This is a genomic window from Peribacillus sp. Bi134 (assembly GCF_918698065.1).
Classification (GTDB): domain Bacteria; phylum Bacillota; class Bacilli; order Bacillales; family DSM-1321; genus Peribacillus.
The window spans coordinates 430,934-443,270 of sequence record NZ_CAKKLN010000001.1 but is presented as its reverse complement, the minus strand read 5'-3'; the positions used below and the strand labels follow the sequence as shown (position 1 = coordinate 443,270).

Here is a 12,337-nt window from a genome sequence, read left to right as displayed (position 1 = left end):
GGATTTATTAAATTTGTAAGAGTTTTCATTATATTGTAAGATATTAGTAGCATTTATCCTAGCACTGAAAATGTAGGGAGGAATAAAGTCGAATGCTTGAGGAAACTATGATGAATCATGTAAAAAAGATTTCCCATCAAAAAGATATGGCAAATAAAGCACAAATGATCTTAAAGGGCTGTGTGGATTTTTTTTCATTTCAACGCGCTTCTTTATTCAGTTACTCATGTTTAACAGGAATGGGTGAAGGAATATGTGCATGTACGAGTGAAGATACCTTTTCATTACATAATGTTAAAGAAAATATTCATGATATATATCCCATCCACCAAGCAGTCATCCATAACAAACCCATATACTTAACCATCCAACATGCGAAATCCTCCATCCCTGCAAAATACGTTAAAAGGTTTTCCATCTCTTCATTGGCTATCATTCCGGTAATTGTGAATGACATGGCCATCGGTTTAGTGTTGGTTGATCCCATTCACGCTAACGAGCCTGTTACCAAGAATGATTTAATGAAGCTTTCCCATTATTTAAAATTAGCCGTAGGTTCGACATTGGATTCCGCCCCTCCCACTTACCTTCTAAGCAAACGTGAAGTGGAGGTCCTTCAATATTTAGCCAATGGATTGGGATTAAAGCAAATGGCACCAAAGATGAGCGTTAGTGAATTTACAGTCAGAGATCATATTTCTTCTGCTATCAGGAAATTGGGAGTGAATCACCGGACCGAGGCCGTCGCTGTTGCCATAAGACACAAAATGATTATGTGAAACAAAAAAAACCTTCAAAGAAGGTTTCAGACTGTAAACAAACTCTATAAAATCGAATTTTTTACGGTTTGTACAATTTGAACGTTGATTTCCTCTCCAGGCACTCACTTTTCCCGCAGGCGTCTCGTACCCTCCGTTCCAATCAACTTTGTTTTAACTTTTAAATAGAACCCTTTTGCCTAAAGTCTTCATTTGAGGTGATGAGGAGAGGATGCTTTCTAAAACATGATTCTATTCAGCGAAAACACGGAGGTCTCGTTGAGCCTCAACACTTAATTTTAGGCCAAAATTCAAAGGGAATTTCAAAAGGGGTTCGGAATTTTTAAATTCCGAACCCCTTTTGTTTAAGTCTCATTGAGTCACTTTTTCTTCTACTTTCGTAGTCCAATTCAACTCGTCTGCGACTTTACCTGTTTGGACACCTGTCAGTGTATCATAAAGCTTTCTGGAAAGTTCGCCAGTTTCCCCGCTTTGAACAATCATTTCTTCACCATTCCACAAAAATTCACCAATTGGTGATATGACCGCGGCTGTTCCCGTTCCAAAGGCCTCTTCCAAGTGACCTAATTTATGGGCTTCATGGACTTCCTCCATCGAAATGCGTCTTTCCGACACGGGAAGACCCCAATGTTTCAGCAATTCTATAATGGAATCACGAGTAATACCCGGAAGGATGCTTCCATTTAAAGCAGGGGTGATGATTTCACCATTAATTTTGAAGAAAACATTCATGCTTCCAACTTCTTCGATATACTTTTTCTCCACTCCGTCTAACCAAAGAACTTGGGCATAACCCATCTTTTCGGATACTTCCTGGGCTTTTAGGCTCGATGCATAATTACCGCCCGTTTTGGCTTCACCTGTACCTCCATTAACTGCACGTGTAAAAGCTGACTCCACTGCAATTTTAACTGGATGGATGCCTTCTTTATAATACGAACCTACTGGTGACATGATGATGATGAACTGATACTTATTCGATGGAGATACTCCAAGATAAGGCTCAGTAGCTATAATGAATGGCCTGATATATAAAGATGTCCCTTCTACCTGGGGAACCCAATCCTTATCAACGCTAATTAAAGTCTTTAAGGCCTTCAACGCGAAATCAACGTCGACATCCGGTATGCATAATCGGCTATTCGAACTATTTAAGCGTTGGAAATTCTTTTCCGGACGGAATAAGATAATTTCATCCTCTGGTGTTGCATATGCCTTCAATCCTTCAAAAACGGATTGACCATAGTGAAAAATCATAGCTGACGGCTCCAATGAGAGCGGTTGATAAGGAACAATTCTTGGATCATGCCACCCTTGCCCTTGTGTGTAATCCATAATAAACATATGATCGGTAAACTGCTTACCGAACTCAAGCTGGTCCGCTTGTGGTTTTTCTTTCTTTGTTGTACTAAGCGTGATTTGCATGTCATGTTCCTTCATTACCAAAACCCCTTGTTGATTAAATTTACAAGATTTCACTTCCATAAAATCTATCTTTAATTAGTTTACTCCTATAAGGAATCATAGTTCAAGCCTTTAAGACGAAATTTTCGGAATTTTTTAAAATAAATGGGTTTTTCTTTGATTTCCAGACTATGATTCCTGAAAAAAGAATCAATTATTCCTGAAACCACTAAAAATATCAATTCCGGGTGGTACGCTAAGATGTCTTGAATATTAGATTAATTTTATCAAAATAATCACTATAAAGCCAATGAGAATAATTCTGGTTCATCGCACCTTAAGAGTAAATTCAATCGTTTCCCTTTTTGTAACCAGGAAAATCGATAAATGAAAAGACTTTTGGCAGATTCGTGAATAAAACACCTAAGCTAATACCTGCAAACCTTATATGTATATTAAAATCCTTAGAATATATAACATTTTTAATCCGAATCCATAAAGTATTTTTCCCAACTCTAAGCACAGAGGAAAATTTTACATGAAATTCAATTTAGTAGTTTACTACTAAATAATATTCTTATATACTTATCCCACAAGATAGATAAAACGCATGCAAAACGATATATTATAGATAAAACGCATGCAACTTTCTTATTTTTTAACGAAAAGGGGTAACAACATGACAAAAAACAGATGGTTAATCGCTTTATCCGCTATCGCCATTCACCTTTCCATAGGTGGTGCATACGCATATAGCGTTTACAAAAAACCATTAGTCGAGACTATGGGGTGGTCAGAAACTGAAGTAACGTTAGCATTCACAATAATGATGGCGCTTGCAGGAACTTCTGCTGCCTTCTTTGGCAAATTCGTAGAAAAAAATGGTCCAAGGAAGTCAGCTATGGTCGCTGCCGTATTATTCGGTTTAGGTCAAGCTGGTTCCGGTTTAGCAGTAATGGTTGATTCACTTCCGCTTTACCTAATGACATATGGGGTTTTAAGTGGACTTGGTATGGGGATTGGGTACATTTCACCAGTATCCACTTTAGTCAAATGGTTCCCAGATCGCAGGGGATTGGCAACAGGAATGGCCGTATTAGGTTTTGGTGCCGGAGCACTCATTACAGCCCCAGTAGCTGCAAGCCTTATGGAATCCGTTGGCATTTATACTACATATTATATTTTAGGCGCAGGCTATTTCATATTGATGTTCTTAGGAGCATCCTATATTGCACCTCCAAAGGCCAACTGGCTACCTGAAGGAATGAAGAAAGATATTGAGTCCGGTAAGAAAGAACTGAAGAAAGACCTAAGGCAATTAACTGCAAAAGAAGCGGTTAAAACTAAACACTTCTGGATGTTATGGTCCATGAAACTGATAAATACAAGTGCAGGGATCATGATGATTTCGGTAGCTTCACCTATGGCTCAAGACGTTGTTGGTCTGTCTGTAGCAGGTGCAGCAACATTAGTCGGTATTATGGGAATCTTTAATGGCGGAGGAAGACTTGGCTGGGCAGCAGCATCGGATTATATAGGACGTCCAAATGTTTTCGTCATTTTCTTCATCATTCAAATCGGAGCGTTCCTTTTACTTCCTACCACTACAAATACACTATTGTTCCAAGGACTCATCTTGCTGGTCGTGAGTTGTTATGGAGGAGGATTTTCAAATCTCCCAGCATTTGCCGGGGATTTATTTGGAACTAAGGAAATTGGGGCCATCCACGGTTACCTTTTAACTACATGGTCTCTAGGCGGGGTTTGCGGACCTATGTTAGTTACCGCAATCAGGGAAAGTACGAACAGTTACATCCCCGTATTCTATGTTTTCGCAGCATTAATTGCGATAGCATTTGCCATCTCCATCTGGTTGCGTCTGGACATTAAAAAAATGCAAACAGAACAGAAACAAGGAGTAACGAACACATTCAGTAAAATATCCTAATTTAAAACCTTGTAAAAAGGCATTATCAAGTAAAGTTCCATAACCGGAATTTACCTTTGATGATGCCTTTTTTGTTTTGGCCTAACCGGCGGCTGCTTTTAAAAAACTTTCAGATATCTTTCGGATCGATGTCTTTTTGGAACTTTTTACGATTTATCATCCCAGCAGGATTTCTTGCTGGTGCAGTTTTGCACATTGCTTAAACTTAACCGCAGTAGTCTAGGGAAATGCATTCATTGAGCATATCGACTTATGAACGTGAGGACAGGTAAAAGTCAAAGTGACCAAATATTTTTTTAAAGTTGACTTTCATATTTCAGTGAAAGTCTGTTTTTGTTTGCTTGCCGCTATATTAACAGACTGTATTCCCATTTCCTTCTGGTCAGCTATATCGAAAAAAGTTGAATGATCATTTTACACCAAACAATTAGAACAAGTTATTTAGTTTAACATTAAGCTAAATCAGGGAATCAAGTAAGAGATGGAATTAGGGGGGATTGTCTTGTGGATCAATAAACCGTTTTTCAAATATGCATGCGCGATCATTTTGATTATTTTAATTATTTTTTTACTAGGTAAGATTGATTATGTTCTGCAGCCGCTACAAAAAATCATTGCTGCGATGTTTTTCCCTATTATTGTGGCTGGGCTTTTATACTATATATTACGTCCGGTCGTTAACTTTTTAACTGAATTTATCCCGAGGTCAGCTAGCATCTTTACCGTTTTTTTAATTATATTTAGTATGATTGGGATGGTAGGTTACTTTGGCAGTCCTGTAATCGTTGACCAATTTCAAAAATTATCTGAAAACCTCCCCAGCAAAGTCAAGGCATTGTCTAAAGAATCTGAAGTCATGATTGAAAAAAATGATTTTGGCATGGTCAATATGGAAGAATTGAAAGAAAAAGCGGTCACACATTTGAAAGATTACTCCGAAAAACTCATAGTGAATGTCAATACCATTTTTTCCACGATCACTAGTGTTTTAACAGTATTGGTCATTACACCATTCATTTTATTCTATTTCTTGAAGGATGGAGATAAATTAAGACCATTTCTATTAAAATATATTCCGACCGATGTAGAATCAGAGGGAAACACGATTTTAAAAGACGTCGATAAAACCCTTTCAACTTATATTATCGGTCAATTCATCATATCAATCGTCATTGGAACTTTGATGTATATTGGCTACCTTATTATCGGTCTCGATTATGCACTTGTACTAGCCCTATTCGCCATGATTTTTACCGTTGTACCATTCCTTGGTCCATTAATAAGCATCATCCCTGCCCTCTTCATTGCCTTACAGCAAGACATTGGGCTGGCAGTGAAAGTACTCATTGTCCTTACCGTTGTTCAACAGGTCGAAGGGCACTTGGTTACACCGAATGTTATGGGAAAACGTCTTAACATTCACCCACTTACCATTATCTTATTGCTGCTTGCTGCAGGATCAATATACGGTTTCATTGGCATTTTAATCGCTATCCCCACGTATTCCGTAGTAAAAACAATCATAGGGAATTTCAGGAAGTTTTATAGCTTACGGAAAAGGGTTGCATAATCAGGAATGGTTGTCTACACATTTAATTAAAGACGCTTGAAAAATAAAACAAAAATCATTCATCAACTTTTCAAACTGTAGACAAACTTTAGGATAAGCGAGTTTGCCTGCAGTTTTTTGTTTTTCGAAACGTTCCAGTTCATCCACATATAACAGTAAAAAACAAGAAGGATAACCTATTCTTGATTTTAAATCTCTTTCGTGCCTCTTTTTATAGACAAACTAAAAACGTTGATAATTCTATCAACGTTTGTTTAATAATTTTTTAACAAAGCGCTTGAAAAACGCTTTGAAGCTTTTCTTTTTGATGACTTGCTGGGCATGATATTTCTTCTCGATATGAATTTCCTCTTTGTTTATGGCATTATTTTCTGCCAATACCAGACCCAAATCGGAGTTGTGATCTTTGTTTAGGACAATTTTATAAGGAATATTATGACTCATTGCCAATTTTATATATTTCCCTAAATATTGATAGTCCATCTGACCATTTAAAAACAAATTTGAACGGGGATACTGCTTCATCATCTGCTCTATCTCCGGATATACATTCGTTTCAAAGACTTGGCTTTTTTTTAGTACGATGACGACGCGCTCCCGTAATGTGCCCAGAAATTCCCTTCGTTCACCAGGCTTTATTTCTTTTGGACCATGGATTCCTTGTTCTAGATAGTCCTCCACATTTAGGCGTGACAATTCTTTTCCACCTCCGCTTTCACTTCAATAATGTATGTAATATGGCCAAAAATAGTGCCCATCATTCTTTAGGTATGCAAACAATCAGAAAGTACTCTGGGTTTAAAATACCCATTGTTAGTTTACCCCCACTTTAAAAAATTGTCACTTTAGCCCCACTTCATGCATAGGATAGTATATGTGTAAAAGTAGGTTGCTTAAATGAGGGACGGGGAAAAACATGAGGAAATTAATTGTATTTATATTGATATTCGCCTTTACTTTTGTTGGGTTCAGTAATACTTCAGGTGCGGCAGCAAGACAACTGATTATCATCAATAAAGCCAATAATCAGCTTGCCTATTACGAAAATGATAAGTTGGTGAGGGTATTCATTGTGGCGACAGGAAAGAAAGCCTCCTACACTCCTGAAGGAAAGTTCAAGGTAGTGACAAAGATTGTGAATCGTCCCTATTATAAAGGCAACATTAGAGGCGGAGACCCAAAAAACCCTCTAGGTAAAAGATGGCTGGGGATCAATGCAAGGAACACACCAGGAAATACGTACGCAATACATGGCAATAATGATTCTACAACCATTGGGAAATATATAAGTGCCGGTTGTATTCGGATGTATAACAATGAAGTTCAGTGGCTGTACGATAGGGTGAGAATGAACACTGTAGTCTTGATTGCCAGTTCGAATAGATCATTTGCCACCATAGCTGCCACGAATGGATATAAAGTGAGCGGATCTGTGAGCCTACCTGTAAATACCAACTCTACCCTAAAAAAAGGAAGCAGTGGCCCCCAAGTAATTGAACTGCAAAAAAGATTAACTAAACTTGGATTCAGCACTAAAGGAGTGGATGGGTCATTTGGAAAAAACACCGAAACAGCTGTGAAAAAATTCCAAAGCTCTAAAAAGCTTACTTCTGATGGGATCGTCGGACCAAAAACGAAAAAAGCGCTTGGACTTAAATAATTTTCATTGCCGATATCCACTTTTAGAGGATATCTTTTTTTGTGCTTTAACTTTCCAACCTATACATTATTACCCATATCGTCTTTAATTTCCCACCACCGGTTATTGACTTTATGTTATAATTTATACATCAACAGCTAATCATAATCGCACTGTCATTACATAAAAGGAGGTAATACAAATGTACGATGAAATTCTCGTTAATTCCATTAAAGCAATTTTTGTTATTGGCACCATCTCGATGTTTGTGATATTAGGCTTCGTAAAAGGACGCCGGTTTTAACTTTATCCAATTCTTTAAAATATCCTCACTTGCCTGATTACTTGTATTTTTTTCATACCGGTACTCAGGTTATTTTTAGTCAGAAAAAAAGCATATCCTCTCTGGGCATGCTTTTCCTTACCAATTATCCGTTTTATCTAAAAGTTGATCGATGTCAAATGTATCAAGATGGAATGCAACTGACTCTTCTGCTATCGCTTCAGTGGCTAACAATAATTGGTCGATATCAATAATGGCCAAAACAGTCCTCTCCCTTTTTTAATGGTCTTTACCCTCATTTTTAATACTTTAAACAATTCATTCAAAAGAAATTTTTTTAGAGGGTATCCTTAAAATTTTACATTTGACATTTATTTAAGATGCAGTGAATCTTGTTCAGATCCTTCCGGAGAAAGCGTATGTATCAATTTAACCAGCTTATAAAAGGTCCCGCTGCAGATTGTTACCTCGGGCAGATTATGAAATATTGATTTTTTATTAATATGATAATTGTCTTTCTCAGGCGAATACACAATTATTTTCTTATTTAAAGATAAAGCATAGCCAAGCTCATATAGATTACCTTTTCCTGCAGTTAGGAAGATCAGCATGAAATCGGCTTCCTCAATCCCCTTTTTCTCATATTCTCCAATGCCGTCCGTTATTTGGTTTTTCTCATCATTCGTAATTAAATTCAAGTCATTCACACATGTAAACCCTTTTGAAGTCAATTTCTTGATCAATGATTTGACTTGCTTCAAATTTTTTTCGTCTGATGCTATATAATATTTCACACATACACCTCCAAAATATATAACTATTGATACTTTTTACCTACGTTACCTATACTATACATATTCGTTATAAAGAACGCAATATCCTTTCCCCAAAATTAAAAAATAATTAAATCGAAATTTCAAGCGAAACAAAAAACCATCATTCCTCTACAGGTCATGATGGTTACAGACTGAAGACATCCCCTATGAAAATCGAGTTTGCCTACTGTTTTTTTTAGGGGTTTGTGCAATTTAAACGTTAATTTCCTCTCCACCAGGCTCTCGCTTTTCCCGCAGGGGTCTCGCACACCCGCTCCAATCAACTTGTTTACTTTTAGATAGAACCCTTTTGCCAAAAGTCTTCATTGTTTTAAATAGAATGATTAAAACTTGAGGTGATGGGGATGCTTTCTACTGGATAAATACTTGGGCGTCCTACTCTGAAAACATATTTTTTACCAAATCATAAATGAAAGTGAAGCCAATCCGGAGTATTTTATGCAGTGGTCACTGTCGAGTTCACCTTATACAAAAAATAATATTCTATGTACGTATTAAGTGCCTGACAATCCGGGTTACAAAATTTTCATTGAATCTCAAGAAATACAAAATAAAAACCTTGTCCTTTAACCGGCAAGGTTTTTTATTTTTCATATGTGATATTTTCTATTTCAATCCTGAAGGGTGCAGCCTCACAAATATTGATTCCCCTATCCAGATTTACCTTTTCCATTTCACTTGCATCCGGGATTCTTTTTTTATCGTGAATAAAATGTTCGACCATGGATTCCAGCAGTTCTTGAGCACAAGCTAAGGCATCTACCCGATTCCTACCGCTAACGGAAGAAATAATTCCTTCTCGCCTAAAATCCGGGAAACAAACCTGAACGGAAAAAGAGTCGATAATCAACGGGTGTTTTTCATAATAGAATACGGCTGGGTACTCAAAGATTTGAATGGTCAAAATATCATCCCTTCATACAAAATTTAGGTTTTTATATTAATTATAACATGAATTTCCATTTTATATAGGTTTAATTTACTTTTCTTTGTTTGTCAAGTTAATTTTTGCACTCAATAGGTTGTTATGTCCGTATTTACTGCGAAATAAAAAAACACCAGGAAAATCAGAATCACGAGAACATTCAAGATTATTCCAACAATGCTGCACACTTTTCCAGCTGTCACTAATCCATCTCCAGATTCACCAGTAAGCTTAATTTCTTGTTTACTCTTCGATGCAAATATTAAACCGAGAATACCTAATATGATGCCTATGAATGGAATAAACAAAGATAATACACCCATGATCAATGATACAATCGCTTTGCTATTGCTTCTTTTAATTTCCGACATATATTCCACCTTCTTTCTTCCTTTATATATACGGTTATTAAAAGCAAAAGATTCATTTTTTGTGTATTCATTCATCACTATTATTCCAGTCGATTCCAGAAATCCACGCCTTTTCCGCCGACTGTATGCCAAGCCTCATCAAAGCAAGCGCCTGTGGGGTCTCGGCTAGCCAGTTATTCGGCAGGAGTGTCGCAAATTTCTTCAATCTATTGGGGTTCACAAGGAAATTACATGAAGGATAACCAAGTATAGTTTTATAATCATAGTTAGGAGTGAGACACTTCCGAACCTCGTAGACAAGTAGAAAACGACTCATTTCTGAGCCGTTTTTTTAGGTTCGTTTCAATTCAAGTCTCTGGGCTACCAAAGAAAGGCTATAATTCACAATGAAGTACATGAGAGCCACCAGGATCAAAATCGGTATTAAATACTTTTGACTTTGTCCATATATGATTTGACCATGATGGGTCAGCTCCGGCAAAGAGATGACAACCGCTAAAGAGGTATCCTTTAATAAAGAAATGAATTGGCTGACAATGGGAGGAACCATGCGGCGCAGCGCTTGGGGCAGAATAATATGTATCAATGCCTGTGTATAGCTCAAACCTGATGAACGGGCAGCTTCCATTTGGCCTTTATCAATGGATTTTAGCCCACTTCGAATGACTTCAGAAAGCATGGCTGACTCAAAAATTGTCAAGGCAACTATGGCTGCTGGAATGATTTCCAGTTTAATCCGTATCTCCGGCAAAGCAAAATAGGTAAAAAATATTATTAATAACAGAGGCAAATTACGCACCGTTTCTACAATCAAAGCTAATATTTGTGATAACACCGGCACTTTTGCGTATCGGATTATACCTACAAGACCGCCAATAATGAAACTTAGAATAATGGATATAAAAGCTACCTGGAGCGTTACCCAAAATCCTTCTAATAAAAACTTAAGATTATCTGGTGTATAGGCACCTGCAAAATCCATATCTTATACCTCCCTCAATTACTCTTAGCCAGACGTTTTTCCAAATAACCAACGCCAAAACTTAAAGGAATGGTAAGAATTAAGTAAAACGCTGCAACGAAAATGTACACATCAAACACAACAAAAGTCCTTGAAGAAATCAAATCCCCGTGGTACATAAGATCGAGTCCTGCAACAACGGCTAAAATGGAAGAATTCTTTACTAGATTGATAAATTGGTTTCCTAAAGGAGGAATGACTATTTTAACGGCCTGCGGCAGAATGACGAGCCTCATTGCCTGTCCATAAGTCAGACCTGATGAACGGGCAGCTTCCATTTGACCCTTTGGCACAGAAAGTATGCCTGCGCGAATTGCCTCAGCTATGAAAGATGAAGTGTAAATGGTCAAGGCTAATGTCCCGGCGTATAGTCCGCTTAGTTTAAGACCGAGAAAGAAGAAAAAGGTTATGATCAATAACGGTATGTTCCGAATGAACTCGACATAGGCGGTACCCAGCCAGTTTAGTGGCTTTAATGGTGCAATCCGCATGATGGCAATTAGCACACCAAGAATCAAACTCGCTATCAACGCGACCAAACTCGACATGATCGTATTTTTAAAGCCTAATAAATACATATCCAGATTCTCTGTTAAAATGGAGAAATCAAGCACGGCATACACTCCTTTAACTAGTAAGGATGAGCAAAACGCTCATCCTCATAGACAAATGTTCAAATGTTATTTAAGGTCAGCTTCCCTTATCCATTTGCTAAAATGTTTAATGTTTAATCCATTTATCATGGATTTCATCGTACTTGCCTGAATCTTTAAGAGACTTAAGGGCTTTATTCAACTCTTCAACAAATTCAGCATTTCCTTTTTTCACGGCAATACCATAAGGTTCTTCCGTAAATGTACCGCCAACAAGCTCATAACTTGGATCTTCATCTGCCATTCCATAAAGGATGGAATCATCCGTGGTCAATGCATCACCTTGTCCGGATTTAAGTGCAGCGAACGCTTCGGAATAGTTTTCAAATTCAAGCACTTGTGCTTCAGGAGCTTTTTCACGGATATTTATGGAAGAAGTAGAGCCCTTGACAGCCAATACCTTTTTCCCTTTTAAACTATCAATACCCTTGATATCGCTGCCCTTTTTGACTAATAAAGATTGTCCTGCGTCGAAATAAACATCAGTGAAGTCTACTTCTTTTTTACGATCTTCCGTGATTGTCATGGTCGCTACAATCGCATCGATATCACCATTATTCAATAATGCCATCCTGGTTTTAGAAGTCACTTCTTTAAATTCAACTTTATTCTCATCACCAAGGATTTCTGCTGCAAGAGCTTTGGCAATATCAATATCAAAGCCTTCAACCTCTCCAGTACTAGGATTCTTCAATCCGAATAGTCTTGTATCATTTTTCACCCCAAAAACGATCTTATCCTTTTCCTTCACTTGTGCGAGAACATCTTTTTCTTTGTCTTTGCCTCCACCCTCTTCAGCTTTGTCTGAATCGTTCCCCCCGCCGCATCCAGCTAATAAAATGACAGCCAGTAAGGATAGCAAAGATAATTTTAACCATTTCTTTTTCTTCAACATGTAATTCACCCCT

At 37.5% G+C, this 12,337-nt stretch carries 14 protein-coding genes; 4 read left to right on the top strand and 10 right to left on the bottom strand.

The genetic code is table 11. The features are described 5' to 3' along the window. Window positions 1-92 precede the first annotated feature (92 nt). Window positions 93-779 carry a LuxR C-terminal-related transcriptional regulator gene (locus LQ188_RS02100; protein ID WP_101225406.1) on the top strand — a complete coding sequence of 229 codons (687 nt, stop codon included), beginning with the start codon at window positions 93-95 and terminating at the stop codon, window positions 777-779. Window positions 780-1,130: 351 nt separating this feature from the next. Here the strand turns inward: LQ188_RS02100 and LQ188_RS02095 are convergent, their stop codons facing one another. Beyond that, window positions 1,131-2,219, bottom strand: coding sequence for a branched-chain amino acid aminotransferase (locus tag LQ188_RS02095; RefSeq protein ID WP_101225407.1), 1,089 nt, complete (start codon window positions 2,217-2,219; stop codon window positions 1,131-1,133). A 643-nt stretch (window positions 2,220-2,862) separates the two neighbouring features. Between LQ188_RS02095 and LQ188_RS02090 the strand changes: the two genes are divergently transcribed. Together LQ188_RS02090 and LQ188_RS02085 are read left to right on the top strand one after the other, a co-directional pair. Next, window positions 2,863-4,131, top strand: coding sequence for an OFA family MFS transporter (locus LQ188_RS02090; protein WP_230175891.1), 1,269 nt, complete (start codon window positions 2,863-2,865; stop codon window positions 4,129-4,131). Window positions 4,132-4,633: 502 nt separating this feature from the next. Further along, window positions 4,634-5,701 (top strand): AI-2E family transporter, encoded by a 1,068-nt coding sequence (locus LQ188_RS02085; protein ID WP_101225409.1) that lies wholly within the window; start codon window positions 4,634-4,636, stop codon window positions 5,699-5,701. 243 nt (window positions 5,702-5,944) lie between these two features. Here the strand turns inward: LQ188_RS02085 and LQ188_RS02080 are convergent, their stop codons facing one another. Further along, window positions 5,945-6,397, bottom strand: coding sequence for a YueI family protein (locus tag LQ188_RS02080; RefSeq protein WP_230175890.1), 453 nt, complete (start codon window positions 6,395-6,397; stop codon window positions 5,945-5,947). A gap of 220 nt (window positions 6,398-6,617) precedes the next feature. On the opposite strand from LQ188_RS02080, the gene LQ188_RS02075 reads away from it, so the two are divergent. Then, window positions 6,618-7,361: a L,D-transpeptidase family protein gene (locus LQ188_RS02075; RefSeq protein ID WP_101225410.1), complete on the top strand. Its 744-nt coding sequence runs from the start codon at window positions 6,618-6,620 to the stop codon at window positions 7,359-7,361. 400 nt (window positions 7,362-7,761) lie between these two features. On the opposite strand, the gene LQ188_RS26780 is transcribed toward LQ188_RS02075, so the two are convergent. The 8 genes from LQ188_RS26780 to LQ188_RS02040 form a co-directional block, all read right to left on the bottom strand. Next, complete coding sequence (locus tag LQ188_RS26780; RefSeq protein WP_260357754.1) at window positions 7,762-7,884, bottom strand: hypothetical protein; 123 nt, start codon at window positions 7,882-7,884, stop codon at window positions 7,762-7,764. A gap of 110 nt (window positions 7,885-7,994) precedes the next feature. Continuing rightward, a complete protein-coding gene (locus LQ188_RS02070; protein WP_363320539.1) occupies window positions 7,995-8,438 on the bottom strand; it encodes a nucleoside 2-deoxyribosyltransferase in 444 nt (147 codons plus the stop codon). 604 nt (window positions 8,439-9,042) lie between these two features. Next, window positions 9,043-9,363, bottom strand: a complete 321-nt coding sequence (locus tag LQ188_RS02065) for a hypothetical protein (RefSeq protein ID WP_137020179.1) — start codon at window positions 9,361-9,363, stop codon at window positions 9,043-9,045. A gap of 110 nt (window positions 9,364-9,473) precedes the next feature. After that, complete coding sequence (locus LQ188_RS02060) at window positions 9,474-9,755, bottom strand: DUF4190 domain-containing protein (RefSeq protein ID WP_101225483.1); 282 nt, start codon at window positions 9,753-9,755, stop codon at window positions 9,474-9,476. Window positions 9,756-9,822: 67 nt separating this feature from the next. Next, window positions 9,823-10,071, bottom strand: coding sequence for a hypothetical protein (locus tag LQ188_RS02055; protein WP_230175889.1), 249 nt, complete (start codon window positions 10,069-10,071; stop codon window positions 9,823-9,825). Between the two features lie 15 nt (window positions 10,072-10,086). Beyond that, the gene (locus tag LQ188_RS02050; protein ID WP_034307000.1) at window positions 10,087-10,737 is read right to left on the bottom strand and encodes an amino acid ABC transporter permease; all 651 of its coding nucleotides are present in this window, start codon (window positions 10,735-10,737) and stop codon (window positions 10,087-10,089) included. 14 nt (window positions 10,738-10,751) lie between these two features. Then, the gene (locus LQ188_RS02045; protein WP_048687123.1) at window positions 10,752-11,390 is read right to left on the bottom strand and encodes an amino acid ABC transporter permease; all 639 of its coding nucleotides are present in this window, start codon (window positions 11,388-11,390) and stop codon (window positions 10,752-10,754) included. Window positions 11,391-11,496: 106 nt separating this feature from the next. Beyond that, complete coding sequence (locus tag LQ188_RS02040) at window positions 11,497-12,324, bottom strand: transporter substrate-binding domain-containing protein (RefSeq protein ID WP_101225415.1); 828 nt, start codon at window positions 12,322-12,324, stop codon at window positions 11,497-11,499. Between the last annotated feature and the right edge of the window lie 13 nt (window positions 12,325-12,337).

What these genes read in the sequence shown, in the direction of transcription:
- LQ188_RS02100 (WP_101225406.1), top strand. Translation starts at nt 93, where the DNA reads ATGCTTGAGGAAACTATGATGAATCATGTAAAAAAGATTTCCCATCAA.
- LQ188_RS02095 (WP_101225407.1), bottom strand. Translation starts at nt 2,219, where the DNA reads ATGAAGGAACATGACATGCAAATCACGCTTAGTACAACAAAGAAAGAA.
- LQ188_RS02090 (WP_230175891.1), top strand. Translation starts at nt 2,863, where the DNA reads ATGACAAAAAACAGATGGTTAATCGCTTTATCCGCTATCGCCATTCAC.
- LQ188_RS02075 (WP_101225410.1), top strand. Translation starts at nt 6,618, where the DNA reads ATGAGGAAATTAATTGTATTTATATTGATATTCGCCTTTACTTTTGTT.
- LQ188_RS02060 (WP_101225483.1), bottom strand. Translation starts at nt 9,755, where the DNA reads ATGTCGGAAATTAAAAGAAGCAATAGCAAAGCGATTGTATCATTGATC.
- LQ188_RS02055 (WP_230175889.1), bottom strand. Translation starts at nt 10,071, where the DNA reads ATGAGTCGTTTTCTACTTGTCTACGAGGTTCGGAAGTGTCTCACTCCT.
- LQ188_RS02050 (WP_034307000.1), bottom strand. Translation starts at nt 10,737, where the DNA reads ATGGATTTTGCAGGTGCCTATACACCAGATAATCTTAAGTTTTTATTA.
- LQ188_RS02040 (WP_101225415.1), bottom strand. Translation starts at nt 12,324, where the DNA reads ATGTTGAAGAAAAAGAAATGGTTAAAATTATCTTTGCTATCCTTACTG.